Origin of the sequence: Streptomyces sp. V4I8, from assembly GCF_041261225.1 — a bacterium.
Taxonomy (GTDB): domain Bacteria; phylum Actinomycetota; class Actinomycetes; order Streptomycetales; family Streptomycetaceae; genus Streptomyces.
Map to the genome: position 1 here is coordinate 3,732,101 of NZ_JBGCCN010000001.1, position 24,984 is coordinate 3,757,084.

Consider the following 24,984-nt stretch of genomic DNA (forward strand, 5'->3'; position numbering starts at 1 on the left):
TGCGGTGAGTGTCCGCATACTGGGCAGCCTCTCCTTCTGAGCGGAGAGGCTGCCCAGACTGTGGGCGCTTTTTGCCCTCTCACGCATTGGACGAGCCGCGCCCATGCCCAGCACCTCCACGGAGACGCCCGCGACGGCGGACGGCGTCTCCCCCGGACTGAACCACGGTCTCAAGCAGCGCCACCTGTCGATGATCGCCCTCGGCGGTGTCATCGGGGCGGGCCTGTTCGTCGGCTCCGGCGCCGGTATCGCCGCCGCCGGCCCGTCGATCGTCATCGCCTACGTCCTCTCCGGCCTCCTCGTGATGCTGGTGATGCGGATGCTCGGCGAGATGTCGGCCGCGTACCCCTCCTCCGGTTCCTTCTCCGCGCACGCCGAGCGGGCGATCGGCCCGTGGGCCGGTTTCACGGCCGGCTGGTCCTTCTGGGTCCTGCTCTGCACGGCCGTCGGCCTGGAGGGCATCGGCGCCGCGAAGATCGTCACGACCTGGCTGCCGCATACGCCCGAGTGGGCGTGGGTGGCCCTGTTCATGGTCGTCTTCTGCGGCGCGAACCTGGCCGCCGTGAAGAACTTCGGCGAGTTCGAGTTCTGGTTCGCCGCGCTGAAGGTCGGCGCGATCGCGCTGTTCCTGGTGCTGGGCGGCCTGGCGATCGCCGGCGTCCTGCCGGGCACGGACGCGCCGGGCACCGCCCACCTCACCGGCGAGGGCGGCTTCTTCCCGAACGGCGGCGAGGGCCTGATCATCGGCCTACTCGCCTCGGTCTTCGCGTACGGCGGCATGGAGACGGTCACCATCGCCGCCGCCGAGTCGGAGAACCCGGTCAGCGGCGTGGCGAGCGCGGTGCGCACGGCCATGTGGCGCATCGCCCTCTTCTACATCGGCTCGATGGCGGTCGTCGTCACCCTGGTCCCCTGGGACTCCAAGGAGGTCGTCGAGAAGGGCCCGTACGTCGCCACCCTCGACCACCTCGGCATCCCCGGCGCCGGCCAGGTGATGAACGTGGTGGTCCTGGTGGCCCTCCTGTCCGCGATGAACGCCAACATCTACGGCTCCTCGCGCATCGCCTACTCCCTCGTCCAGCGCGGACAGGGACCTGCGGCACTGGGCCGCGTCTCGGGCGGCGTCCCGCGCATCGCCGTCCTCGCGTCGTCGGTGTTCGGCTTCGTGTGCGTGGTGCTGAGCTACTGGCGGCCGGACGACGTCTTCCCCTGGCTGCTGAACATGATCGGCGCGGTCATCCTCGTCGTCTGGATCTTCATCGCCGTCTCCCAGCTGCGGCTGCGGCGCCGGCTGGAGCGGGAGGCCCCGGAGAAGCTGGTCGTGCGGATGTGGGCGTTCCCGGTGCTGACGTGGGTCGCGCTGGCGGGGATGGCGGCGATCTTCGTGCTGATGGCTCGGGAGCCGGATACGCGGGTGCAGTTGTACTCGACCGGGGGGATGACGGTGTTCCTGGCGGTGGCCGGGTACGCGTGGCAGCGGGCGCGCGTCAAGGGCTGATCAGGGCTGCGCTTCGGCTTGCCACTCGGTGAGCCACACACGGTTGCTCGCGACGAGCGGGTGCTCGGGACCGAGCGCCCGCTCGCGGCGTTCGATGACCTCTTCGAGCGCCGCGACGGCTTCCTCGGTCCGCCCCAGCTCCCGCAAACCCACCATCCGCGGGCGCATTCCCATTCGCGCGCCCGGCCGCACATTCCCTCCCTCTTGCTGCTAGCTTGTTATTGCAAGAGACTTGCAACAAGCTCTGAGGGGACCCTTCATGCCCGTCTACACACTCCCGGAACTGCCCTACGACTACTCCGCGCTCGCGCCGGTGATCAGCCCCGAGATCATCGAGCTGCACCACGACAAGCACCACGCGGCGTACGTCAAGGGAGCGAACGACACGCTGGAGCAGTTGTCGGAGGCGCGGGACAAGGAGCAGTGGGGGTCGGTCAACGGCCTGGAGAAGAACCTCGCCTTCCATCTGTCCGGGCACATCCTGCACAGCATCTACTGGCACAACATGACCGGTGACGGCGGCGGCGAGCCGCTCGCGGCCGACGGGGTGGGCGAGCTGGCGGACGCCATCGCCGAGTCGTTCGGGTCGTTCGCCGGCTTCAAGGCGCAGCTGACCAAGGCCGCCGCGACCACGCAGGGCTCCGGGTGGGGTGTGCTGGCGTACGAGCCGCTGAGCGGGCGGCTGATCGTCGAGCAGGTCTACGACCACCAGGGCAACGTCGGCCAGGGCGCCACGCCGATTCTCGTGTTCGACGCCTGGGAGCACGCCTTCTACCTGCAGTACAAGAACCAGAAGGTCGACTTCATCGACGCCATGTGGGCCGTCGTCAACTGGCAGGACGTGGCCCGGCGTTACGAGGCCGCCAAGTCCCGTACGGACGTTCTGCTGCTCGCGCCCTAGCGGCGCCCCCGGCGTCCTGCCTCGTGATCGTCTTCTCACCTTTCACGCATGGCAGGCGGAATGAAGGAAGCCCCCGCGAGGACGTGACTCGCGGGGGCTTCCCCGTGCAGCGCAGGCGGGCGTCAGGGCTTGCGGCCCAGGGCGCCGTGCTGGCCGATCGGCCGGGGGTCCTCGTCGCCCGGCTCGGGGTGCCACAGCGGGACGGAGACCAGGCCGGGCTCCACCAGGTCCAGGCCCTCGAAGTAGGCGGCGATCTGGTCGACGGGGCGCAGGAAGTACGGGACCGCGCCGGTCTCGTTGTAGGCGTCCTGGGCCTGCTCGTAGGCCGGGTCGGTGCCGCGGGAACCCTCGTTGAGGGAGAGGTAGCTGCCGGAGGGCAGGCCGGCCAGAAGGCGGCGGACGATGTCGCGGGCCTGCTCGTAGTCGGCGACGTGGCCGAGGATGCCGCTGAGGATCAGGGCCGTGGGCCGGGAGAGGTCGAGGGTCCGGGAGGCGGCCTCCAGGATCTGCTCCGGCTCGTAGAGGCTCAGGTCCTCGTACGCCGTCACACCTTCGGGCGTCGAGGTGAGCAGGGCGCGGGCGTGGGCCAGGACCAGCGGGTCGTTGTCGACGTAGACGATCTTCGACTCGGGGGCGATGCGCTGGGCGACCTCATGGGTGTTGTCGACGGTGGGCAGGCCCGTGCCGACGTCGAGGAACTGGCGTACGCCCGCCTCCGTGACCAGGTACCGGATGCTGCGGCCCAGGAAGGCACGGCTGCTGCGGGCGATGGTGACGATGCCGGGGAAGACGGCGGTGTAGGCGTCGCCGGCCGCCTCGTCCACGGGGTAGTTGTCCTTGCCGCCCAGCCAGTAGTTCCAGATGCGGGCCGAGTGGGGTACCGAGGTGTCGATCTCCGTCATGGGCACATGGTGCTACGAGATGTCCGGCTCGCACGGCACATTGAGGGAGAGAAGTGCTGCGGATCCGTCGGATTTCATGAGGAGTTCGCTGATCGCCGCGTTGCGCAACCGGGGGAACACTCTGCGGTACTCCCCGGCGGGGATCGACAGCAGGGTGCACAGCACCAGGCGGAAGAGCGTGTTGTGGGCGACCACGAGGACCCGCTCACCCGGGTGGGCGGCGGCGATACGGCGCAGCGCGGCGGCACCGCGCTCGGCGGCGGCGGCCGGGTTCTCCGCGTCCGGGAACGGATGGGCCACCGGGTCGGCGCGGAAGGCCTCCGCGGCGACCGGGTCCTCGGCGGCGAACTCCGCGAGCGTACGGCCCTCCAGCACGCCGAAGTCGCATTCGCGCAGGCCGGGTTCGCGGTGCGGGGCGATACCGAGGGCCCGGCAGGCGGGGTCGGCGGTGACCACGGCACGCGAGAGGGGCGAGGTCCAGATCGCGTCGACGGGGTGGGCGGCGGCCCAGCGGCCGAGGGCCTCGGCCTGGGCTCGGCCCGTATCGGTGAGGGGCACGTCGCTGATCCCGGCGTAGCGGTTCTCGGCGTGCCAGATCGTCTGCCCGTGCCGGGCCAGCAGCAGCGTCGTACCCCTGCTCGTATCAGTGCTCGTGCCGGCGCTCATGATTCCGCAGTATCCCCGTCCAGGCGGGCCAGCGCGTGCGCCGCGACCGGGGGCGGGAGCCAGCCCCTGGTGGTCAGTTCGTCGATCAGGCGGGCGTACGGCTCGGCGAAGCGGGCGGTCCGGTCGGGGCGGGGCTCGACGGTCGTGCCGATGCGGACCATGCCCTCCGCGGCCTCCGCCAGATCCGGTGCCGCGCCCGCGCCGTACGCCGCCAACGCGGCCATCCCCAGGGCCGGTTCGGTCTGCTCCGGTACGCGGGCCGGGCGGCCCAGGATGTCGGCGCGCAGCTGGTTCCAGTACGGGCTGCGGGCGGCGCCGCCCGTGAAGGTGAGGGGCCCGTCGAGAGGGGCGCCCAGGTGGTGCAGGTAGTCCAGGCAGAGGCGTTCCGTGAAGGCGACGCCCTGGAGGAGCGCGGCCCACAGGTCGGCGTCCGACTCGGGTTCGCCCAGGACGAGCGCGAAGGCGTCCGGGGCCAGGAACGGGAAGCGCTCGCCGGGTGACACGAGGGGGTAGGTGATGGCGCCGGACGGCTCATGGGCGGCGGCCAGCTCGTCCATCGCCGCCGGGTCGGCGCCCGCGAACGCCGCCGTGAGTACCCCCGCGCCCACGCTGGAAGCCCCGCCGGGCAGCCAACTCCCGTCCGGCGCACGGTGGTTGTAGACCACGCCGGTCGGGTCCCGGACGGGGCTGGCGGACGCGCCCTTGAGGACCAGTGTGGTGCCGAGCACCGAGTTCCAGGAGCCGGGGCGCAGGGCGGCGGAGGCGATCTGGGCCGCGCAGCCGTCGGTCATCCCGGCCAGGACGGGGGTGCCGGCGGGGATGCCGGTGGCCTCGGCGGCAGTCGCGGAGACCTCGCCGAGGGGGGTGCCGGGGCGGACGACGTCCGGGATGGCGGTGTCGGACAGGCCGAGGCGGGGCAGCATCGACGGCCAGGCGTCGCGCTCCAGGTCGTAGCCCGTCTTGAGGGCGTGGCTGGAGTCGGCCGGGGGCAGCTCGCCGGTGAGCAGGGAGACGACCAGGTCCGGCTGGTGGGTGATCCGTCCCTGCCCGTACGCCCCGGTCAGCCACAGTGCCTTGGGCAGCGCCCAGGTGTCCTGCACCCCCAGCCCCGCCATCCTCGCCCGCGCCGCCTCCGCCGTCGCGCGCCCGTCGTCGTACATCAGCGCGGGGCTCATCGGCCGCCCCGCCCCGTCCGTCAGCAGCACGGTCCCGGACGTCCCGCACACCGCGAGCCCGCCGACCCGCAGCCGCGAACGCCCGTGCAGCGCGGCACGGGACGCCGTGCACAGGGCGTCCCACCACTCGGCCGGATCCTGCTCGTGCCGCGCCCCGTCCCGCCGCCCGCCGAGGGGCGCGGATCCGCTGCCGAGGACGGTGCCGTCCCCGGTGGCCAGCAGGACCCGGACGCTCTGGGTGCCCAGGTCGATTCCGAGCCAGGCCTCGCCCTCGAAGTGCTCGTGCACCATCCGGACCTCCCGTACATCGCGATCCGAGTCGTGAACTTCTCACTCTGCCCTGAGATTTTCCCGTGCGCGAGGGATTGACGCCCAACTTCCGCCGTTCCACCCTCTGTTAACGAGTCGACTCGCCGTGTTAACCAGCACCCCCCGGATGGCCGAACCCCACGTGGAGGTCACGGATGGACATGCACGTGCACGACCGGCGCCGCTTCCTGGCCCTGACGGCCGCGGCCGCCGCGACCCCGCTGCTCGCGGCCTGCGGAGCCGGATTCGGCGGTGACGACAGCAAGAGCGACGGCTCGGCCGCGGACGACGTCACCGGCTCCTTCGACTGGAAACGGGAGAAGGGCACGACCGTCAAGGCGCTGCTCAACAAGCACCCCTACACGGACGCCCTGATCGCCGACCTGAAGTCCTTCACCGAGAAGACCGGCATCAAGGTCGAGTACGACGTCTTCCCCGAGGACAACTACTTCGACAAGCTCACCGTCGACCTGTCCAGCGGGCGCGCCTCCTACGACGTCTTCATGCTGGGCGCCTACATGGTCTGGCAGTACGGCCCGCCCGGCTGGCTGGAGGACCTCGGCCCCTGGATGCGCAACTCCTCGGCCACCGGCTCCGAATGGGACCAGGCCGACTTCTTCCCGAACCTCCTCCAGGCCGACCAGTGGTCCCTGAAGGCGGGCGCGCCGCTCGGGCAGGGCGGCCAGTACGCGCTGCCGTGGGGGTGGGAGACCAACGTCGTCGCCTACAACACGGACGTCTTCAAGAAGCTCGGCCTCAAGCCCGCCGAGACCTTCGACGAACTGCGCGAACTCGCCCGCACGATCAAGCGGAAGGCGCCGGGCGCGGGCTTCGACGGCATGTACGGGATCGCCGTACGGGGGTCGCGGAGCTGGGCGACGATCCACCCCGGCTTCATGACGATGTACGCCCGCAACGGGCTGAAGGACTTCACAGTCGAGGGCGGGAAGCTCACACCCGCCATGAACAGCCCCGAGGCCGTCGCGTTCACCGAGGACTGGGCCGGCATGGTCAAGCAGGGCGGGCCGCCGTCCTGGACGTCGTACACCTGGTACCAGTGCTCCAGCGACCTCGGTGCGAAGAAGGCCGGGATGCTGTTCGACGCGGACACGGCCGCCTACTTCCAGGCGGTCGAGGGCGCGAGCCCCGCCTCCGGAAAGATCGCCTTCCATCCCGGCCCGAAGGGACCGGACGGATCGCTGGCCACCAACATGTGGATCTGGTCGCTCGGCATGAACGCCAAGAGCAAGAAGAAGAGCGCGAGCTGGCTGTTCCTGCAGTGGGCGACCGGCAAGGAGCACCTGCTCAAGAGTGCGATCACACACAACCACATCGACCCGGTGCGCAGGTCGATCGCCGACGACGGCGCCTACAAGGACAAGATGAAACACCTGCCCGGCTTCATCGAGACCTTCGAGACGGTCGTCGACCAGACGAAGATCCAGTTCACCCCGCAGGCGCAGTTCTTCGACGCGACCACCAGCTGGGCGTCCGCCCTTCAGGAGATCTACGGCGGCCAGGGCGCCAAGTCGGTGCTCGACGGGCTGGCGGGCGACCTCGCCGACAAGGTGGGCTAGCCCGATGGGATGGCGGCTGGCCCTTCGCCCGTACGTCCTGATCGTCCCCGCCCTGCTGCTGACCTGCGGGATTCTCTACCCCTTCGGGCTCGGCCTCTACTACACGCTGTTCGACTTCTCGGCGAGCAAACCGCAGCCGGACATGGTGCGGTTCGAGAACTACGAGACCGTCTTCACACAGGAGGCCTTCTGGAACTCGGCGTGGGTGACGGTGCTGTACGCGGTCGGGGCGGCCGCCGTCGAGACCGTGCTGGGCGTGACCGTCGCCCTGCTGCTGCACCGGTCGACGATCGTCGGGCGGGTGCTGGAGAAGATCCTCATCCTGCCGCTGATGATCGCGCCGGTGATCGCGGCGATCATCTGGAAGCTGATGCTCCAGCCGTCCGTGGGGGTGATCAACTATCTGCTGAGACCCTTCGGGCTGGGCGGAGTCCAGTGGACGGACACCCCGACCGGCGCCCTGCTGTCGTCGATCGCGGTGGACGTCTGGGTCTACACCCCGTTCGTGGCGATCCTCGCCCTCGCCGGCCTGCGCTCGCTGCCCACCTCCCCCTTCGAGGCGGCGGCCGTCGACGGGGCGGGCTGGTGGTACACCTTCCGGCGCCTCACGCTGCCGATGCTGTGGCCGTACGTCCTCGTCGCGGTGATCTTCCGCTTCATGGACTCGCTGAAGGTGTTCGACATCATCTACGCCTTGACGGAGGGCGGGCCGGGCGACTCGACCGTCGTCCTGCAGATCCGGGCGTATCTGGAGGCGATCCGCTTCCAGCGGTACTCGTTCGGGATCAGCTACACGATCGTGCTGTGGGCCGTGGTGTATCTCGCCGCGATGGTGCTGGTGAAGCACCTGGGGAAGATCCAGCGGAAGGCGGCGGAGGTGTCGGCCAAGTGACCTTGCGCAAACGCCTGTTGGGGTGGCTCGCGGACGCCGCCCTCATCGTCTACTTCGTCTTCGCCCTCTTCCCGATCGCCTGGATGGTGATCCTCTCCCTGAAGCCGACGAACGAGCTCTTCTCGACGTACTTCTCCTTCTCCCCCACCCTCGACGGCTACCGCACGGTCCTCGGCGACAGCGAGGGCATCCCGTTCGTCCGCTTCTTCGTCAACAGCCTGGTGGTGTCGCTGGGCGCGGTGGCCCTCTCCCTCCTCGTGGGCCTGCCGGCCGCGTACGCCTCGGCACGCTGGCGGTTCAAGGGCTCCGAGAACCTGATGTTCACGCTGCTGTCGTTCCGGTTCGCGCCCGAACTCACCGTGATCATCCCGCTGTTCGTGCTGTACCAGAAGCTCGGACTCTTCGACACCTACGTCGGCATGGTGTGGGTGCTCCAGCTCGTCACCCTGCCGCTGATCGTGTGGATCATGCGGTCCTACTTCGCCGACCTCACGCCAGAACTGGAGCAGGCGGCACTGCTGGACGGCTACACCCGCAAGCAGGCGTTCATGAAGGTGGCCCTCCCCCTGGTGAAGCCAGGTGTGGCGGCCGTATCGCTCCTCGCCTTCATCTTCGCCTGGAACAACTTCGTCTTCCCCCTCATCCTCACCTCCAACGAGGCCCAGACCGTGACCGTGGGCGCCCTGTCCTTCCTCGGCGGCGACCGGCCCAAGTACAACCTGACGGCGGCCGCCGCGCTCGTCTCCGTCGTACCGCCCCTGCTGCTGGCACTGACGATCCAGCGGTATCTGGTGCGGGGCCTGTCGTTCGGGGCGGTGAAGTCATGAGCACGGCCATCGCGCTGCGCGGGATCCGCAAGACGTACGGGAGGAACACGGCCCTCGACGGACTGGAACTGGACGTGGCGGAGGGCGAGTTCTTCTGCCTCCTCGGCCCGTCCGGCGCGGGCAAGACGACCACCCTCAAGACGGTCGCCGGTCTCGAACAGCCCGACGCCGGCACGGTCGAGCTCGACGGCAAGGACATGCGCGGCGTCGAGCCCTACGACCGTGGCGTGGCGATGTGCTTCGAGAGCTACGCCCTCTACCCGCACAAGTCGGCCTACGACAACCTCGCCTCCCCGCTCCGCTCCCCCCGCCACCGCCTCCCCGCCGACCGGGCCCGGAAGCGGATCGGCGAGATCGCCGAACTCCTCGGCATCTCCGCCCTGTTGGACCGCCCCGTCGGGCAGCTGTCCAACGGCCAGCGGCAGCGCGTGGCCCTCGGCCGGGTCCTGGTCCGTCCGGCCCGCGCCTTCCTCCTCGACGAACCCCTCTCCCACCTGGACGCCAAGCTGCGCCAGCAGATGCGGGCCGAGCTGAAGGCGATCGGGGCGGTGCAGCGCACGACCACCCTGTACGTCACCCACGACTCGGTCGAGGCGCTGGCCCTCGGCGACCGGATCGGGGTCATCCGGGACGGACGGATCGTGCAGACGGGCACCCGGGAGGAGATCTGGTACGAGCCGTACGACACGGAGGTGGCCCGTGCCTTCGGGCGGCCCCGGATCAACCTGCTGCCGGGCGTGGTGACGGGGACCGGCGTGCGGTCGGACGGCGGGGTCGAGCTGCCGGTCCGGGCGCAGGCGGCCCCGGGGACCGAGGTCCTGGTCGGCGTACGCCCCCGCGACCTCGCGCTGAACGGCGACGGCCACGAGCTCACCGGCACCGTGTACGTCACCGAGGTGCTCGGCCGGTCCGTCGAGGTCACCGTGCGGACCGGCGGGCAGCAGGTGTCGCTGGTCGCCCCGCGCGGCGACGCGGCGCACCTGCGGCCCGACGATCCGGTACGGCTGTGGGTCCGGCCTGAGAACCTGCTGCTGTTCGAGGCCGACCGGCCGGAGCGTCCAGGACGACGGATCGAGAAGAGCGCGTGATGAGCAGCAGTGGGGCACAGCAGGGGCCCGCGGCCCGGCAGGCCGCCATGGCCGAGCGGGTGCTGGCCGACGGTTCGGCGACCGCGGCCGAGCTGGCCGAGCGTTTCGGGGTGAGCCTGATGACCATCCACCGGGACCTGGACGAGCTCGAACGGCAGGGAATCGTACGGAAGTTCAGGGGCGGCGTGACCGCACAGCCGTCGGGTGTGTTCGAGTCGAACGTGCAGTACCGGCTGAAGAGCATGCGGAAGGAGAAGGCCGCCGTCGCCGAGCAGGCGCTGAAGCACATAGAGCCCGGCATGGCGATCCTGCTGGACGACTCCACGTCCACCCTGGAGATAGCCCGCAGACTGCGCCTCGGGGAGATCACCCCGCTCACGGTCGTCACCAACTTCCTGGAGGCGATCAACCTGCTGTCGGACCAGCGGGGCATCCACCTGATGGCGCTGGGCGGCGACTACGACCCGCTGCACTCGTCCTTCCTGGGCGTGTCCTGCGTGGAGGCGGTCGGGCAGCTGCGGGTGGACGTCTGCTTCGCGTCCACGTCGGCCGTGCACGGCGGCTACTCCTACCACCAGGAACAGCACATCGTGTCCGTGAAGCGGGCGATGCTCGACGCGGCCGCGCGGAACGTCCTGCTGATCGACCACACCAAGCTCGGCCGGGTCGCCCTGCACCGGGTCGTCCCGCTGTCCCGCTTCGACCTGCTCCTCGTGGACGACGGGGCGTCGGCGGAGGCGCTGCGGGACCTGGACGAGCACAAGGTCCGTTACGAGGTGTGCGCGACGCCGGTGAGTGAGCCGTAGGGGCGCGCCGGAGGCGAACGAGCCATGAAGAGGGGACGGCCATGACGGGACTGGAGCTGAGTGAACTGCGCAAGACCTACCGGGCGCGGGGACGGCCGGCCGTCGACGCCGTACGCGGTGTCGACCTGAGCCTCGCATCCGGGGAGCTGCTCGGGCTGCTCGGGCCGTCCGGGTGCGGCAAGTCGACGACCCTGCGGATGATCGCCGGGCTGGAGGCGGTGACCGGCGGGGACATCCGCGTGGGCGGTGCGTCGGTGGTCAGGTTGCCCGCGCAGCGACGGAACATCGGGGTGGCGTTCGAGAACTACGCGCTGTATCCGCCGCTGACGGTGGCGGAGAACCTGGCGTTCGGGCTGAAGGCGCGGAGGAAGGCCGCGAGGGGTGACGTCGACCGCAAGGTGGGCGAGATCGCCGAGCGGGTCGGGCTCACCGGCATCCTCGACGCCCGTCCGGCCGGCCTGTCCAGCGGCCAGAAGCAGCGCGTGTCCCTGGCCCGCGCCCTGATCCGCGAACCGGACGTCCTCCTCCTCGACGAGCCCCTCTCCCACCTGGACGCGGCCCAGCGCGACACCACCCGCCGCGAACTCAAGCGCATCCAGCGCGACCTGGGCCACACCACCATCCTGGTCACCCACGACCAGGAGGAGGCCCTCTCCCTCGCCGACCGGATCGCCGTGATGAAGGACGGCGTGATCCAGCAGCTGGGCACCCCGTACGAGATCTACGACAGCCCCGCCAACGTCTTCGTGGCGGACTTCGTCGGCGAGCCCGCGATCAACCTCCTCCCCGGCACCGCGGAGTCCGACGCCCACGCCCGCCTCTCCCCCACCCTGCGGATCGCCCTGCCGGTACCGGTACCGACGGGCCGTGAGGTGGTGGTCGGAATCCGCCCCGAGGACCTCTCCCTCACGGGCGAGGACGGCCTGCCCGCCCGCGTGATCGCCCACGAACCCCTCCTTGAGTCGGGCATCGCGACCCTCACCCTCGACGGCGTCGAGAAGCCCCTCGTCGTCCTCACCGCCCCCGAGGTCCGCCTCGCCCACGACGACCGCGTCCATGTCACCGCCGACCCTCACCTCACCCATGTCTTCGACGCCGAGACAGGAGACTCCCTGCGATGACCAACGGGACCAGCGTGCGCGTGGTGGCCGCGGGCGACCACTTCATCCTGCCGTCGCTCATCACTCAGGCGATCAGCCACGAACTCACCTGCGACGTCAGCGAGTTGACTCTGGGCTGGCCGCTGGACCCCTTCGGCCCGGTGGCCGAGGTGACGGAGGCGAGCGACGCCCAGGACGAACTGATCGAGGCGCTCACCGGCGCCCAGGTGCTGGTCACCCAGATGGGCCCGGTGACGGAGCGCGTCCTCGACGCCTGCCCCGACCTGCGGCTGGTGGTCGTCTGCCGGGGCGGCCCGGTGAACGTCAACCTCGATGCGGCCAAACGGCACGACGTCCGGGTCTGCTACGCCCCCGGCCGCAACGCCGCCGCCACCGCCGAGTTCACGGTCGGCATGATGCTGGCGGCCCTGCGCCGCATCCCCCAGGCCCACGATCTCCTCGCCCGGCAGGCCAGTTGGGAGGGGGCGACCTACTACACCTACGAGCACAGCGGCCTGGAGCTGGAGGACCTGCCGGTCGGGCTGGTCGGCTACGGGGCCGTGGGCAGCAGGGTCGCGCGCGTGCTGTGCGCGTTCGGGGCACGCGTGATGGTGTACGACCCGTACGTCCACGGCGAGATCCACGGCCTACGGATGGCGTCCCTCGACGAACTCCTCCACATCTCCCGGGTGATCACGCTGCACGCCCGCCTCACCACCGAGACCCGGAACCTGATCGGCGCCCGTGAGCTCGCCCTGCTGCCGGAGGGCGCGGTCGTGGTGAACGCGGCGCGGGGCCCCTTGCTGGACGAGGAGGCACTGTGCGACGCGCTGGCGAGCGGTCATCTGTCGGCAGCGGCACTCGACACCTACGTACGGGAGCCGCTACCCCCGGACTCCCGCCTGCGCGCCCTGGCCGACCGCGTGGTCCTCACCCCACACCTGGGCGGGGCGTCCCGCGCGGTGGCGGAGAAGGCGGCGGCGATCGCCGCCGCAGAGGTGGGCCGCTGGGCACGCGGGGAGCCGCTGGCCCACTGTCTGACTTAGGGGCGACGGCCAGGTGAAGGGCCCAGCGAGGCGCCGGGTGAGAGCCCACCAACTTCCACCGGGCCGACGACACCGGCCGCGAGAGAGCCGTAGGGGCGCGCCGGTGTCGAGAGGGCGAACGCGCGGAGGCCCGAAGGGTCGAGCACGATCGCCCTCTCGACACCGGCATGTGGCGCCCCGGAGGCGAACGGAGCCAAACAAAGAGGTGGGTGGTGGCAATGTACGTAGGAATCGACGTAGGCACGTCCACAGTCAAGGCGGCCGCCTTCGACGCCGAGGGCCGCGAACTGGCCGTGGCGTCCCGCCCGGTGGGGCTCGCCCTGCACGGCGGCGTCGTCGAGCAGGATATGGACGAGGTGTACGGGGCGGTGGTCGCCGTCCTCGGCGAGGTCACCGAGCGCGTCCCCCAACCGGTCGAGCTGGCCGGGCTCACCGGGCAGGGCGACGGCGTATGGCTGGTCGACGCGGAAGGCCGCCCCGTACGGCCCGCGGCCTCCTGGATGGACGGCCGGGCACACGAACTGGTCGACCGCTGGCTGGCGGACGGCACGTTCGAGACGGTGTTCCGGCGGACGGGGAGCGCGATGTTCCCGGGGTGTCCCGGGCCGCTGCTGGCGTGGCTGGACAGCCATGAGCCGAAGGCGCTGGACGAGGCGTCCGCAGCCGTCTACTGCAAGGACATGGTGTTCCAGCGGCTGACCGGACGACGTCGGGCCACCACGGACGTGTCGGACGCCTCCATGCCCTTCCTCGACCCCCGGACCCGCGCATACGACAACCGCGTCGTCGAACTCCTCGGCCTCACCCACCGCCGCGGACTCCTCGCCCCCGTCAGCGACCCGGTCGCGACCGCCGAGACGCACGCCGAGGGCCTCCCACCCGGGACGCGCATCGCGAACGGACCGTACGACCTCCCGGCGTGCGCACTCGGCGCGGGGGTGACGTCCCCCGGCGACGGACTCCTCATCGTCGGCACCTGCCTGGCCAGCCTGGTCGCGACCACCGACCTCGACCTGACCGGCGAACCGGCCGGCCTGTACATCAACACCGACCGGCCGGGGCACTGGCTGCGCGCGATGCCCGCGATGGTCGGGACGGCGGCGCTGGACTGGGTGCTGTCGACGACGGGCGTCCGGCACGAGGAGGTCGACGGGCTGCTGGCCGAGACCCCGCCGGGGGCGAACGGCGTACGCGTCCTGCCGTACTTCGCGCCCTCCGGCGAACGCGCCCCCTTCGTCGAACCTCGGCTGCGCGCCGAACTGACCGGTGTCTCCCTGGAGTCGACCCGCGCCGATCTGGTCCGGGCGACCTGCGAGGGCATCGGCTACGCGGCCCGGCACTGTCTTCAGGCGGCGGGCCTCACCGGGACGCTGGCCGTGTGCGGTGGCGGTACGCGCAGCCCGGCCTGGATGCGGCTGCTCGCCGATGTCCTCGGGCGGCCGCTCAGGGTGGTCGAGGGCGAGGTGGGCGCGCGGGGCGCGGTGCTGGCGGCGGCGGAGCGGTACGGGGTGGCGCTGGACGCGGAGGCGTGGACGCGGCCGACGGCGGTCGTCGAGCCGGATGCGGGGCGGGCGGCGTACTACGCGCAGGCGTACGAGGAGCACCTGACGCGCCTGTCCGAGGCGCGCCGCCGGGCCCGAAGCTGATCAGCCGTACTGAAAGCCGCAAGCAAGAGCCGCACGCAAGAGCTGCACGCAGGAGCCGCACGCAAGAGCCTGACGCCGAAAGGGAGTTGCATGCACCCGAGACGTAGATCCCTGCTGCTCGCGGCCGCCGGCACCACGGTGGCCGCCACCGTACCCACGCCCGCGGCCGCCGACTCCCGTCCCCCGGGACGGCCGGTCGTCATCGGCCACCGCGGTGCCGCCGGCTGGCGCCCCGAACACACCGCGGCCTCCTACACCCACGCCGTGCAGACCGGCGCCGACTGGATCGAACCGGACCTCGTCCCGACGAAGGACCACGTCCTGGTCGTCCGGCACGAGAACGAGATCTCGCAGACGACGGACGTGGCGGCGCACCCAGAGTTCGCGGACCGCCGCACCACCAGGACTGTGGACGGGCGGGCGGTGACCGGCTGGTTCACCGAGGACTTCACGCTGGCGGAGCTGAAGACGCTGCGGGCGGTGGAGCGGCTGCCGCTGGTCCGCAACCGCAACACGGTCTTCGACGGCCGGGATCAGGTCCTCACCTTCCAGGAGGTCGTGGACCTCGCACGGAAGCTCTCGAAGGCGTACGGCCGGACGATCGCCGTCTTCCCGGAGACCAAGCACCCGACGTACTTCCGCGGCCTGGGCCTGCCTTTGGAGCCGCAGCTGGCGAAGGTGATCCGCCGCAACCGCCTGGGCCGGCGCGAGTGTGTCGTGCAGTCCTTCGAGCCGACGAGCCTGAAGCGGATCGCGGCCGAGCGGCTCGGGGTGCCGCTGTGGCAGGCGCTGGGGACCACGGGTGGGCCGTACGACCTGGTCTCGTCCGGTGATCCGACGACGTACAAGGACATGATGAGCCCGGCGGGGCTGGCGCGGATCGCCGCGTACGCGGACTGGATCGGGCCGGACAAGTCGTCGCTCCTCGGCACGTCGGTCCTCGCGGACGCCCACGCGGCGGGGTTGCGGGTGGGGCCGTACACCTTCCGGGCGGAGAACCAGTTCCTGCCGGCTCAGTTCCGGCGCGGCAGCGGAGCGAACGATTTCGGGGACGCGTTCGCGGAGTACGCGGTCTACTACGGGATGGGGGTCGACGCGGTGGTGACCGACTTCCCGGATCTGGCGGTGATGGCGAGGAGGGGCTGATGAGGACGTTCAGGCTGGACTGCCCGACCTGCGGCACCATGGAGGACTTCCGGCCCGTCAACGACGAGGAGAAGACGGCGATCCGCGAGGAGAAGGGGGACCCTCGCCACTACGTGGACTGGTACTGGCGCTGCACCGCCAAGGGCTGTCTGTCGTACTACCGCCACCTCAAGAAGAGCGACGGCGGCCTCCTCCCCGAGAGGTTCCGCGAGGAGGAGGCCGCCGTCGACAAGTGATCCCTACAGGTTGCTGAAGTCCGGCCCCTTCGTCCGCGTCCGCTTGATCTCGTAGAAGCCCGGCACGGAGGCCACGGCGAGGGTGCCGTCCCACAGCTTCGCGGCGTCCTCGCCCTTGGGGGCCGGGGTGACGACCGGGCCGAAGAAGGCGATCTGCTCGCCGTCAGCGCCGGGGACGGCGATGACCGGGGTGCCGACCTCCTGGCCGACCTTGTCGATGCCCTCCTTGTGGGAGGCGCGCAGCTGCGGCTCGTACTCGGTGCCGTCCCAGTGCTCCAGGAGGGACTCCGGCAGACCGACGTCCTTCAGGGCGGCGGCGACCGTCTCCTTGCCGGGGCCCTCGCCCTGGTTGTGGATGCGGGTGCCGAGCGCGGTGTAGAGGTCGCCGAGCACTTCGGCGCCGTGCTCCTCCTGCGCGGCTATGACGACCCGGACCGGGCCCCACGCCTTGGTCTCCAGCAGTTCGCGGTATTCCTCGGGCAGGTCGTCGAGCTTGTCCTCGTTGAGGACGGCCAGGCTCATCAGATGCCAGCGGACCTCTATGTCGCGGAGCTTCTCCACCTCCTGCACCCAGCGCGAGGTCATCCAGGCCCAGGGGCACAGAGGGTCGAACCAGAAGTCGACGGGGGTCTTGTCCGACATGTCTCTCCTCAGAGGCAAGCGTGTCTCAGCGAAACCTCTGGGGGAACGCCCGGGCTCTCCCGGCCATTCCCCGGTGCCGCGCGTCGGGGGCACATGGCAGGATCGGGCTGTCCGCATACTGAACACACCCGAGGGAGTGCCACCCGTGCCCGGTGAGAATCTGTCCCGCGACGAGGCCCGGGAGCGGGCCGCCCTGCTGTCCGTCGACGGGTACGACGTGTCCCTCGACGTGCGTTCCGCGACCGGCGAGGCGGACGGGAACGGTCCGCGCACCTTCCGCTCGGTCACCACGATCCGCTTCCGCTGCGCCGAGCCCGGCGCGACCAGCTTCGCGGACCTGATCGCGCCGAGTGTGACGGCCCTCTCCCTCAACGGCAGGGACCTGGACCCGAGTGAGGTCTTCGACGGCTCGCGGATCGTCCTGGAGGACCTCGCCGCCGACAACGAGCTGATCGTCGACGCCCAGTGCGCCTACTCGCGCACCGGTGAGGGCCTGCACCGCTTCGTCGACCCCGAGGACGGCGAGGTCTACCTCTACACGCAGTACGAGCCGGCCGACTCCCGCCGCGTCTTCGCCAACTTCGAGCAGCCGGACCTCAAGGCGCCGTTCCGCTTCGAGGTGCGGGCGCCCGAGGGCTGGACGGTGTGGAGCAACGGGGCCGGCTCGCAGACCGACGGGGTGTGGCGGTTCGCGGAGACGAAGCCGATCTCGACGTACATCACCTGCGTCGTGGCCGGCCCGTACCACTACGTCACCGACTCGTACTCGCGTAGGTTCGCCGACGGCACGACGCTGGAGATCCCCCTCGGCGCCATGTGCCGCAAGGGTCTCGCCCCCTACTTCGACGCCGACGACATCTTCCTGGTCACCAAGCAGGGCCTGGACTTCTTCCACGACCACTTCGACTACCCGTACCCCTTCGGGAAGTACGACCAGGCGTTCGTGCCCGAGTACAACCTCGGCGCGATGGAGAACCCGGGGATGGTGACCTTCCGGGAGGAGTTCATCTTCCGCGGCAAGGTGACGCGGGCGTCGTACGAGGGCCGGGCGAACGTCGTCCTGCACGAGATGGCGCACATGTGGTTCGGTGACCTGGTCACCATGGTGTGGTGGGACGACCTGTGGCTCAAGGAGTCCTTCGCGGACTTCATGGGCACCTTCGCGAACGTGGGCGCGACCCGCTTCAAGGACGCCTGGATCACCTTCGCCAACCGCCGCAAGGCGTGGGCGTACCGCGCCGACCAGCTGCCCTCCACGCACCCGATCACGGCGGACATCCGTGACCTCCAGGACGCGAAGCTCAACTTCGACGGCATCACCTACGCCAAGGGCGCTTCCGTACTGAAGCAGCTCGTGGCGTACGTCGGTCAGGACGCGTTCCTGGAGGGCGCGCGGCGCTACTTCAAGCGGCACGCGTACGGCAACACGCGCCTCGGGGATCTGCTGTCGGTACTGGAGGAGACCAGTGGCCGGGACATGGGCGCGTGGTCGCGTTCCTGGCTGCAGACGGCGGGCGTGAACTCACTGACCCCGCAGGTGCTGCTGGACGCCGAGGGCCGGGTCGACGAGCTTGCGGTGGTGCAGGAGGCGGCCGAGTCCCACCCGGAGCTGCGCCCGCACCGGGTCGCCGTGGGCCTGTACCGGCGGGGCGCGGGCGGGGCGTTGGAGCGGTTCGCGCGGGCCGAGGTGGACGTCGAGGGTCCGCGGACGGTGGTGGGTGAGCTGGCGGGCGCGGAGGCGCCGGAGCTGGTGCTGGTGAACGACGAGGACCTGACGTACTGCAAGACGCGTTTCGACGAGACGTCGATGGCGACGCTGCGTTCCGGTCTCGGTGACATGACCGACCCGCTCGCCCGTGCCCTGTGCTGGTCGGCGCTGTGGAACATGACGCGGGACGCGCTGCTGCCGGCGCGGGACTTCGTGGACCTGGTGCTGCGGTTCGCGGGGCGCGAGTCCGACATCGGTGTGCTGCAGATGCTGCACGCGTGGGCGGACTCGTCGCTGGTCCACTATGTGGCGCCGCGGTGGCGGCCGACCGGCGAACGGCTGCTCGCCGAGGGTGCGCTGCGGGAGCTGCGGGCCGCCGAGCCGGGCAGTGAGCAGCAGTTGGCGTGGGCGCGGTTCCTCGCGTCGGTGGCGTCGGGCTCGGAGGACCTGGGGCTGCTGCGGGGGCTGCTGGAGGGCACGGAGAAGATCGAGGGACTGGACGTCGACCAGGAGCTGCGCTGGACGTTCCTGGAGCCGCTGGCCGCGCACGGGGTCGCGGACGAGTCGGCGCTGGCGGCCGAACTGGCCCGGGACGACACGGCGTCCGGCAAGCGCCACCAGGTGCGCTGCCTCGCCGCCCGGCCCTCGGATGCGGTGAAGGCGCAGGCGTGGGCGCAGGTCGTCGAGTCCGACGCGCTGTCCAACGCCCTGGTCGAGGCGACCATCTCCGGCTTCACCCAGCCGTCCCAGCGGGAGCTGCTCGCGCCGTACGCCGAGAAGTACTTCGCGGCGATCGAGCGGGTGTGGGACGAGCGGTCGATCCAGATCGGGATGGACGTGGTCCGGGGCCTGTTCCCGGGGCTCCAGCAGTCGCAGGCCACGCTGGACGCGACGGACGCGTGGCTGGCGGCCCACGAGGACGCGGCGCCGGCGCTGCGGCGGCTGGTGCTGGAGGCGCGGGACGATCTGGCGCGGGGGCTGCGGGGGCAGGAGTGTGACGCGGCGCGCGACTGAGGTGTCCGGGACAGCGTCGACGCGTCAACCGCACAGAACCTTTGGCCAACGATCACGGCCCTCCGTGACCGTTACGGAATTCAGGCAATAGCAGCCGTAACCCCTGGTCCAACCCGAACGGACCAGGGGTTTTCCGTGCCTACTCGGCATCCGAACACCCGTCCTTTAGTGCCGGGTTGTCCGAATTTGTCGACGGGCGTGTAACAGCGGTTAAAGGGCGGACAGGACGCGGGAACCTCCCGGTCATGAACCACAACACCCCGCTCCCCCCGGCCTCCCCCCGCCCCCTGCGTCACCTCTCCGAGGTGCACCGCCGTGTCATGACGACCGCACAGCTGAAGTCGCACGGCATCTCGCCCGCCGAGATGAACGAGCAGTGCCGCCCCGGCGGACCCTGGCAGCAGTTCCTCCCCGGTGTGTTCCTGCTCCACCCCGGCCCGCCGACCAGCGAGGAGCGCCTGCACGCGGTGCTGATGTACGCGGCGCGGGAACGGTCGCCCGGGGTGCCGTCCCAGCCGAACCCGGGCGAGGGACACACCGCCCCCGCCTACCCCGACGCGGTGATCACGGGCCTCGCGGCGCTGACCCTGCACGGCTTCTCCGCCACGCCGCCGCTGACCGCGCTGGACACGATCGACGTCCTGGTTCCCCGTATGCGCCGACTGCGCTCCACGGGCTGCGCCCGCGTCCTGCGCACTGCCGCGCTCCCCACCCCCCAGCGGGTGACGGGCCTCCCGGTGGCCCCGGTCCCCCGCGCCCTGGCCGACGCGGTGGCCGAACTGACGGACGCGGGCGCCGTACGCCGCCTGCTGACCGAAGCCGTCCGCGGCGGCCACTGCGAACCGGCCTCGGTGGTACGCGAGTTGACCCAGGCGAAGCTTCTCTCCCGCCCGCACGTGGTGGACGCGGTGGACTCCCTGCTCGCCGAGGGCCGCGCGATCGCGGAGGACCGCCTGTACGAGATGGTCCACGTCCACGGCCTGCCCGACCCCGTCTGGAACGTCGACCTGCGCCTGCCCGGCGGCCCCCACCTCGGCGGCCTGGACGCCTACTGGCCCGACCAGGCCGTCGCCGTCGAACTCGACACCCGCGCCCCCCGTCAGGACGAGGACGCCCTCTGGTCCGAATACGCCCGCAAGCGCGAGCATCTGGAGGGTCTCGGCATCACGGTCGTCTACATCACCCCGAAGAAGCTCCGGGACGCGATGGAGCAGCAGGCGGCGGTGGTCCGTACGGCGCTGATGGCCGCGGCGGACCGTGATCCGGCCGCGTATGTCGTGGTGCTGCCCCGGTAGTGACGGACCGGGACGCGCGGCATCAGGAGGGGAGAGGAGGGGCCGCCGGGCCCGGTAGGGTCCGGCGGCCCCTCCTCGTGCCGTTCGGCGGCTCGGCGCCGGCTTGACGGAACGAGACCCGGATTGCGAGGCGTGTTACTGGCGCCGGCTATGCGGCCTACGGGGCGGCGGGGCTGGCGATCCTCACTGCCACGGGCCTCGGTCGTGGCTTCAGTGGTCCCGGTCGCCCCAGCCCGCCCCAGCCGCCCCAGCCGCCCCAGCCGCCTCAGCCGCCTCAGCCGTCGAACTCCGGAATGAGTTCGCCCACCAGCCGGCCGCCCGGATCAACCCGGTGCTTCGTGTCCGAGCCCGCTCGGCCACCGGTTGTCGCCGGCCCCTCCCCGCAGAACTCGGCCTCGATCACCGCCCCCGTGCCACCCGACCAGTCGCCGTTGAGGTTGAAGGCCAGGGACCGGCGGCCGTCCTTCGTCGTGACCGCCTCGGATATGGAGCCGTGGATGCCGCCACTGTGGCCCCAGACCGTGACGCCGCAGGTCAGCTCGGACTTCATCAGGCCGAGGCCGTAGCCGGTGGCCTCGTTGACCGGCACGGTCGTGGTCATCTCGGTCAGTTGCTCGCGTGGGAGGAGCCTGCCGCGCAGGAGAGCCGTGTAGAAGCGGTTGAGGTCGGTCGAGTCGGAGATCATCTCGCCGGCCGCGTAGGCGAGGGACGGGTTGAGCTTCGTGACGTCGTACGTCGGGCCCGTCGCGGTCTGGGCCAGCTTGGAGTAGGCCCGGCTGCTGGGCTGCGGCACCGTCACCCGCGTACCGGGGACGGACGTGGCGGTCAGGTGCAGCGGCTTGATGATGCGCGCGCGGATCGCGTCGCCATAGGGGCGGCCCGTGGCCTTCTCGATCACCATTCCGGCGAGCACGAAGTTGGTGTTGGAGTAGTTCCAGGACGTCCCCGGCTCGAAGTCGGGCTTGTGGGTCATGGCGAGCGCGACGAGTTCCTCGGGCTTCTTCGTGTCGTAGCGGTGCTCGAAGAAGCCGTCCTTGAGGAAGTACGTGCGGCCGAAGCCCTCATCCGCCGTGTAGTTGAAGATGCCGCTGGTGTGGTTGAGGAGCCGGCGCAGGGTGATGCGGCTGCCGTCGTGGCCGTTGCCCCGCACCAGGCCCGGCAGCCACTCCTCCACCGTGTCGTCCAGGGACAGCCTGCCCTCCGCCTCCAGCTGGAGCAGCACCGTGGCGACGAAGGTCTTGGTGATGCTGCCCACCCGGTAGCGGTCGTCCGCCGAACGCGGCTTCCCCGTCCTGAGGTTGCCGACGCCCGCCGTCGCCGACCAGGTCCCGTGGTCGTCCCTCGCCGTGGCCGTCACGCCGGGCACACCGGCATCGACCGCGGCCTCCATGGCCTCGCGGGTCGTGTCGTGGCCGGCTCCGGCGGGTGCCGCCGCCAGCGCCGGGGCCGCGAGGGCCGCCGACAGCGCCACTGCCGTCGCCGCCACCAGGGTCGTGCGTGTCATCCGTACGGTCATGTCCTGTTCCCCCTGTTTCCCGCTCACGTCGAGCGTGGTCGGGGAGCAAGACCCTGGGGCGCGTGCAAAGGTTGAGGCGCCGCACGCCGGTTGAGGCGTTTTCAGCCCTTCTTCAGCACCAGCTCCGTGTTGCGGTCCTTCCGGTCCCCCGCCAGCTTCGTGCCGACCCCGGGCGCGTTGAGGGACAGCTCGCGGTAGAGGGCGGCCAGGCCCGTCTGGGAGTGGTCGGTGAAGTTCGTGCGGTGCGGGGCCGAGGACTCGATCAGGGTGGTGAACAGGGAGATCGTGCCGTCCTTGTTGTCCACCACCTCGATGATCCGGGCGAGTTGGGGAAAGTCGACGTGGGAGGCGGTGGAGATCTCCCAGAAGGAGCGGCCGCCGGAGGCGGAGTGCGGGGTGATGACGTTCTTGTGGATGTGGCCGTTCACCCAGGCGAGAACGTTGCGGTGGCCGGCGAGCAGCTCGACGACCTCGGCACCGCCCACGCGCCGCTCGCCCGGACGGGCCGGGTCGCGGCGGAGGTTGCCCATCGTCTTGCTGGTGTGATGGCTGAAGATGATCGCGTACGAGTCCTTGTTCTCGCGCAGCGTCCGGTCCAGCCACTTGAACTGCGCCGCCCCGAGGGACCCTTCGTAGTGGCCGCCCGGGTCGGTGGTGTCGAGGCTGATGCCGATGACGTCGTCGGCGATACGGAAGCTGTAGTACTGCGTGCCCGCGTCCAGGTTGGCCGTCGAGTAGCCGTGCCCGACCGGCCCGTGACCGCGGTGCGCCGGGTTGAGGTGGGCCTGCAGATACTCCCGCGGCGTGAACGGGGCCCGGCTCTCGTCCGGGGTGACCGAGCGCATCGAGCGGGCGTGGGCCTTGAGGAAGTCCTTGAAGACGGTGCCCCTCGGGTCCTTGTCCTGCTTGAGGGAGTCCTGGAGCTTCTTGGCGTCCGCCGCGGACACCTGCATGAGCTTCTTGCCGCCGACCGCGAGGTCGGTGAGGTAGGAGTCGGCGTGCGAGGCGTAGGTGCCGAGCGGCATCGCGTCGTGGTTGCCGACCGTGGAGTACCAGGGGATGTTCAGGCCGGGGCTGCGCAGTTCGCGGATCGCGGCGGCCAGGTAGCCCTCGATGTACGGGAAGCCGAGCTGCTTGTCGGCGTCGCGGACGCTGTCGTCGGCCTGCCAGTACAGCTTGAGGCCGCTGTTCTGGACGCCCTCGTACTGCCGCGGGTCACCCGTGTTCGGGGTGACGCGGCCGCCGCTCATCACCGTCAGGAACCACTCCAGCTCGGACTTGGCGTTGTTGTCCGTGTTGTCGCCGGTGGTCATGGCGAAGTGGAGCGGGGCGCCGGTGACGGGGGCGCCCCGCAGCGCGTTGACGCGCTCGACCAGCGCCACCGCGCCGGGCACGGTCAGTGCCTCCTGCGGCCGCCAGGCGTGCACGTCCGTCGAGCGCAGGTACTCGAGGCGGAGCGGGTGCTGGGCGTCGATCAGGTGCAGATCGGTGAGCTGCACGAAGGCCGCGAGGGCCGTACGCCGCTTCTCGCGCCCCGACCTGGCCGCGGCCAGGTTCTCGCGGACGACCCGCTTCCAGCCGGGACCGTCGCCGAGCCGGCGGTAGCCGGAGCTGCCGGTCGGGGTGGCGACGTTCGCGACGGTGGTGCCGCGGGTGTACGGCGCGAGGGCGGTCGGCAGCCTGCGGGAGGCACCGACGGGGGCCTCGGCGGCGGCGTTGTCCGCGCCGGCGCCCGGCGCGCTCGCGGTGCCGGTGGTGGTGGCGGCCTCACTCTCCGTGGGCCGCAGGGCGTAACCGACGCCCGCGGAGAGGGTCACCGCTCCGGTGGCGGCGAGCAGGGTACGGCGGTGGACCCCCAGCGCGGAGCTGGCGACAGAGCGTATGCGCGACATGGCGCGATCTCCCCGAGTGCGAACGCGTCGGCAGTGGTCGCGGGCGGTCGCCGAAGCGAACCTCCCGCTCACTGTGGATCGTTGGCAGCGGGGATGACCTGCGCATGAACATGACCGCAACGGGCAACGCCGATCACCGTACGTCGATCTTGGACTACCTTCCGCGTCCACGGCCGCTCCTCGAACGGCCGGGACGCGGTCACTCCGTGTTCATCTTTCCGGGTAGGGAAGCTATTTCCCGGCGACCGGATTCCGGCGGCCGACTCCCGGGCCGGCTCCCGGCGGCCCGCTCCCGGCGACTAGGGGGTGTTTCGAAAGTCCCGTGCGGTGCCCGCGGTGTCCGGTGCGTGCCCTGGGGGTCCCCCCGGCCGAAGGCTGGGGCAGTGCCGGACGAAGGCCCTCGTACTGGACGTACTTGGGCCTTTGGCCGGTGCGGCGAGGGTGCGTGCCGGGCGCCGCGGGCGCGCTGTGCGGGACTTTCGAAGCACCCCCTAGATCCCGGCCGCTCCGATCCGCCCCGCCGCCGGCCGCTCGCGCCACAGCGACAGCCCCTTGTCGACCATGGAGACCCGGGTCAGGGCCGTCACGTCGTCCAGGGGATGCCAGGCCGCCATGTCGGTCGAGCCGTTGGCCTCGTAGCGCAGGTCGCCGCCGGTGATCCGGGCCTCGTAGACGAGCCGTACGCCGTGATGGTCGACGGGCCGGCCGAAGCGGCCGCCCGGGAACGTGTGGTGGGAGGAGTCGATGCCGAGCAGCCCGGTCGGTTCGACGAGGTAGCCGGTCTCCTCCTCCAGCTCCCGCACGACCGTGTCGTAGGGATCCTCTCCGTGCTCCATGCCACCGCCCGGCAGCACCCACTCGAAGCCGCCGCCGGGCGCCGGGGACCGCGCGAGGAGGAGCTGTCCGTCACGTACGCAAATGGCGTAGGCCGCCACCCTCAACTTCTTCCGCACGTAGGGACGTTAGACGGCTGGAGGCGAGTGGCGCAGGCGATTTTCCGGCTTGCGGGCGACTTACGCCTTTCATCCCTCTCACCCCAATTGCATAGCGGGTTTCCCCCACCTCTTCATTTCGATTCGGTCAACTCTTCCCAAACATCCTT

At 70.8% G+C, this 24,984-nt stretch carries 22 protein-coding genes; 14 read left to right on the forward strand and 8 right to left on the reverse strand.

What is annotated here, in order from left to right; all coding sequences use genetic code 11:
• Nucleotides 1-103: 103 nt before the first annotated feature.
• On the forward strand, nt 104-1,498 hold the full coding sequence (locus ABIE67_RS16900) for an amino acid permease (protein ID WP_370257997.1): 1,395 nt from the start codon (nt 104-106) through the stop codon (nt 1,496-1,498).
• Here the strand turns inward: ABIE67_RS16900 and ABIE67_RS16905 are convergent, their stop codons facing one another.
• Nucleotides 1,499-1,654, reverse strand: coding sequence for a tetratricopeptide repeat protein (locus tag ABIE67_RS16905; protein ID WP_370258001.1), 156 nt, complete (start codon nt 1,652-1,654; stop codon nt 1,499-1,501).
• Nucleotides 1,655-1,757: 103 nt separating this feature from the next.
• On the opposite strand from ABIE67_RS16905, the gene ABIE67_RS16910 reads away from it, so the two are divergent.
• Nucleotides 1,758-2,399, forward strand: coding sequence for a superoxide dismutase (locus tag ABIE67_RS16910; RefSeq protein WP_370258005.1), 642 nt, complete (start codon nt 1,758-1,760; stop codon nt 2,397-2,399).
• A 122-nt stretch (nt 2,400-2,521) separates the two neighbouring features.
• Here ABIE67_RS16910 and ABIE67_RS16915 read toward each other — a convergent pair whose 3' ends face one another.
• Genes ABIE67_RS16915 through ABIE67_RS16925 form a run of 3 tightly spaced genes read right to left on the reverse strand, consistent with a single transcriptional unit; the run spans nt 2,522 to nt 5,433 of the window.
• Nucleotides 2,522-3,301, reverse strand: coding sequence for an SAM-dependent methyltransferase (locus ABIE67_RS16915; RefSeq protein ID WP_370258006.1), 780 nt, complete (start codon nt 3,299-3,301; stop codon nt 2,522-2,524).
• Nucleotides 3,302-3,313: 12 nt separating this feature from the next.
• The gene (locus ABIE67_RS16920; RefSeq protein WP_370258008.1) at nt 3,314-3,967 is read right to left on the reverse strand and encodes a histidine phosphatase family protein; all 654 of its coding nucleotides are present in this window, start codon (nt 3,965-3,967) and stop codon (nt 3,314-3,316) included.
• Nucleotides 3,964-5,433 carry an FGGY-family carbohydrate kinase gene (locus tag ABIE67_RS16925; RefSeq protein ID WP_370258011.1) on the reverse strand — a complete coding sequence of 490 codons (1,470 nt, stop codon included), beginning with the start codon at nt 5,431-5,433 and terminating at the stop codon, nt 3,964-3,966. The genes ABIE67_RS16920 and ABIE67_RS16925 overlap by 4 nt, the downstream gene beginning before the upstream one ends.
• A 173-nt stretch (nt 5,434-5,606) precedes the next feature.
• Here ABIE67_RS16925 and ABIE67_RS16930 point away from each other — a divergent pair, with 173 nt between their 5' ends.
• From ABIE67_RS16930 to ABIE67_RS16975, 10 genes are all read left to right on the forward strand, one after another.
• Entirely contained in the window at nt 5,607-7,028 is a 1,422-nt protein-coding gene (locus tag ABIE67_RS16930; RefSeq protein WP_370258012.1) for a sugar ABC transporter substrate-binding protein, read from the forward strand.
• Nucleotides 7,029-7,032: 4 nt separating this feature from the next.
• Nucleotides 7,033-7,920: a carbohydrate ABC transporter permease gene (locus ABIE67_RS16935; protein ID WP_370258013.1), complete on the forward strand. Its 888-nt coding sequence runs from the start codon at nt 7,033-7,035 to the stop codon at nt 7,918-7,920.
• The gene (locus tag ABIE67_RS16940; protein ID WP_370258016.1) at nt 7,917-8,747 is read left to right on the forward strand and encodes a carbohydrate ABC transporter permease; all 831 of its coding nucleotides are present in this window, start codon (nt 7,917-7,919) and stop codon (nt 8,745-8,747) included. Before ABIE67_RS16935 ends, ABIE67_RS16940 begins: the two co-directional genes overlap by 4 nt.
• Nucleotides 8,744-9,835, forward strand: coding sequence for an ABC transporter ATP-binding protein (locus tag ABIE67_RS16945; protein ID WP_370258019.1), 1,092 nt, complete (start codon nt 8,744-8,746; stop codon nt 9,833-9,835). Before ABIE67_RS16940 ends, ABIE67_RS16945 begins: the two co-directional genes overlap by 4 nt.
• A complete protein-coding gene (locus ABIE67_RS16950; RefSeq protein WP_370258021.1) occupies nt 9,835-10,641 on the forward strand; it encodes a DeoR/GlpR family DNA-binding transcription regulator in 807 nt (268 codons plus the stop codon). Before ABIE67_RS16945 ends, ABIE67_RS16950 begins: the two co-directional genes overlap by 1 nt.
• 41 nt (nt 10,642-10,682) lie before the next feature.
• The gene (locus tag ABIE67_RS16955; RefSeq protein WP_370258022.1) at nt 10,683-11,762 is read left to right on the forward strand and encodes an ABC transporter ATP-binding protein; all 1,080 of its coding nucleotides are present in this window, start codon (nt 10,683-10,685) and stop codon (nt 11,760-11,762) included.
• Nucleotides 11,759-12,787: a 2-hydroxyacid dehydrogenase gene (locus tag ABIE67_RS16960; protein ID WP_370258023.1), complete on the forward strand. Its 1,029-nt coding sequence runs from the start codon at nt 11,759-11,761 to the stop codon at nt 12,785-12,787. Before ABIE67_RS16955 ends, ABIE67_RS16960 begins: the two co-directional genes overlap by 4 nt.
• Nucleotides 12,788-13,005: 218 nt before the next feature.
• Nucleotides 13,006-14,433, forward strand: a complete 1,428-nt coding sequence (locus ABIE67_RS16965; protein ID WP_370258025.1) for an FGGY family carbohydrate kinase — start codon at nt 13,006-13,008, stop codon at nt 14,431-14,433.
• A gap of 90 nt (nt 14,434-14,523) precedes the next feature.
• On the forward strand, nt 14,524-15,579 hold the full coding sequence (locus ABIE67_RS16970) for a glycerophosphodiester phosphodiesterase family protein (protein ID WP_370258027.1): 1,056 nt from the start codon (nt 14,524-14,526) through the stop codon (nt 15,577-15,579).
• A complete protein-coding gene (locus ABIE67_RS16975; RefSeq protein WP_370258029.1) occupies nt 15,579-15,815 on the forward strand; it encodes a hypothetical protein in 237 nt (78 codons plus the stop codon). Before ABIE67_RS16970 ends, ABIE67_RS16975 begins: the two co-directional genes overlap by 1 nt.
• 3 nt (nt 15,816-15,818) lie before the next feature.
• Here the strand turns inward: ABIE67_RS16975 and ABIE67_RS16980 are convergent, their stop codons facing one another.
• On the reverse strand, nt 15,819-16,457 hold the full coding sequence (locus ABIE67_RS16980) for a DsbA family protein (RefSeq protein ID WP_370258034.1): 639 nt from the start codon (nt 16,455-16,457) through the stop codon (nt 15,819-15,821).
• 145 nt (nt 16,458-16,602) lie between these two features.
• Here ABIE67_RS16980 and pepN point away from each other — a divergent pair, with 145 nt between their 5' ends.
• Both pepN and ABIE67_RS16990 read left to right on the forward strand, forming a co-directional pair.
• Complete coding sequence (pepN, locus tag ABIE67_RS16985; protein ID WP_370258038.1) at nt 16,603-19,179, forward strand: aminopeptidase N; 2,577 nt, start codon at nt 16,603-16,605, stop codon at nt 19,177-19,179.
• A 245-nt stretch (nt 19,180-19,424) separates the two neighbouring features.
• The gene (locus tag ABIE67_RS16990; RefSeq protein ID WP_370258041.1) at nt 19,425-20,474 is read left to right on the forward strand and encodes a hypothetical protein; all 1,050 of its coding nucleotides are present in this window, start codon (nt 19,425-19,427) and stop codon (nt 20,472-20,474) included.
• Between the two features lie 274 nt (nt 20,475-20,748).
• Here ABIE67_RS16990 and ABIE67_RS16995 read toward each other — a convergent pair whose 3' ends face one another.
• The 3 genes from ABIE67_RS16995 to ABIE67_RS17005 form a co-directional block, all read right to left on the reverse strand.
• On the reverse strand, nt 20,749-21,990 hold the full coding sequence (locus ABIE67_RS16995; protein WP_370258043.1) for a serine hydrolase domain-containing protein: 1,242 nt from the start codon (nt 21,988-21,990) through the stop codon (nt 20,749-20,751).
• Nucleotides 21,991-22,091: 101 nt separating this feature from the next.
• Nucleotides 22,092-23,882 (reverse strand): TIGR03767 family metallophosphoesterase, encoded by a 1,791-nt coding sequence (locus tag ABIE67_RS17000; RefSeq protein WP_370258046.1) that lies wholly within the window; start codon nt 23,880-23,882, stop codon nt 22,092-22,094.
• 491 nt (nt 23,883-24,373) lie between these two features.
• Nucleotides 24,374-24,835, reverse strand: a complete 462-nt coding sequence (locus ABIE67_RS17005; protein WP_370258050.1) for an NUDIX hydrolase — start codon at nt 24,833-24,835, stop codon at nt 24,374-24,376.
• Nucleotides 24,836-24,984: the final 149 nt, after the last annotated feature.

Bases quoted from the DNA above. Each gene is read 5' to 3' on its own strand.
- ABIE67_RS16945 (WP_370258019.1), top strand. From the start codon at position 8,744: ATGAGCACGGCCATCGCGCTGCGCGGGATCCGCAAGACGTACGGGAGG.
- ABIE67_RS17000 (WP_370258046.1), bottom strand. From the start codon at position 23,882: ATGTCGCGCATACGCTCTGTCGCCAGCTCCGCGCTGGGGGTCCACCGC.
- ABIE67_RS16955 (WP_370258022.1), top strand. From the start codon at position 10,683: ATGACGGGACTGGAGCTGAGTGAACTGCGCAAGACCTACCGGGCGCGG.
- ABIE67_RS16995 (WP_370258043.1), bottom strand. From the start codon at position 21,990: ATGACCGTACGGATGACACGCACGACCCTGGTGGCGGCGACGGCAGTG.
- ABIE67_RS16975 (WP_370258029.1), top strand. From the start codon at position 15,579: ATGAGGACGTTCAGGCTGGACTGCCCGACCTGCGGCACCATGGAGGAC.
- ABIE67_RS16905 (WP_370258001.1), bottom strand. From the start codon at position 1,654: ATGGTGGGTTTGCGGGAGCTGGGGCGGACCGAGGAAGCCGTCGCGGCG.
- ABIE67_RS16900 (WP_370257997.1), top strand. From the start codon at position 104: ATGCCCAGCACCTCCACGGAGACGCCCGCGACGGCGGACGGCGTCTCC.
- ABIE67_RS16925 (WP_370258011.1), bottom strand. From the start codon at position 5,433: ATGGTGCACGAGCACTTCGAGGGCGAGGCCTGGCTCGGAATCGACCTG.
- ABIE67_RS16915 (WP_370258006.1), bottom strand. From the start codon at position 3,301: ATGACGGAGATCGACACCTCGGTACCCCACTCGGCCCGCATCTGGAAC.
- ABIE67_RS16990 (WP_370258041.1), top strand. From the start codon at position 19,425: ATGAACCACAACACCCCGCTCCCCCCGGCCTCCCCCCGCCCCCTGCGT.
- ABIE67_RS16960 (WP_370258023.1), top strand. From the start codon at position 11,759: ATGACCAACGGGACCAGCGTGCGCGTGGTGGCCGCGGGCGACCACTTC.
- ABIE67_RS16920 (WP_370258008.1), bottom strand. From the start codon at position 3,967: ATGAGCGCCGGCACGAGCACTGATACGAGCAGGGGTACGACGCTGCTG.
- ABIE67_RS16930 (WP_370258012.1), top strand. From the start codon at position 5,607: ATGGACATGCACGTGCACGACCGGCGCCGCTTCCTGGCCCTGACGGCC.
- ABIE67_RS16980 (WP_370258034.1), bottom strand. From the start codon at position 16,457: ATGTCGGACAAGACCCCCGTCGACTTCTGGTTCGACCCTCTGTGCCCC.
- ABIE67_RS16965 (WP_370258025.1), top strand. From the start codon at position 13,006: ATGTACGTAGGAATCGACGTAGGCACGTCCACAGTCAAGGCGGCCGCC.
- ABIE67_RS16970 (WP_370258027.1), top strand. From the start codon at position 14,524: ATGCACCCGAGACGTAGATCCCTGCTGCTCGCGGCCGCCGGCACCACG.
- ABIE67_RS16935 (WP_370258013.1), top strand. From the start codon at position 7,033: ATGGGATGGCGGCTGGCCCTTCGCCCGTACGTCCTGATCGTCCCCGCC.
- ABIE67_RS16950 (WP_370258021.1), top strand. From the start codon at position 9,835: ATGAGCAGCAGTGGGGCACAGCAGGGGCCCGCGGCCCGGCAGGCCGCC.
- ABIE67_RS16910 (WP_370258005.1), top strand. From the start codon at position 1,758: ATGCCCGTCTACACACTCCCGGAACTGCCCTACGACTACTCCGCGCTC.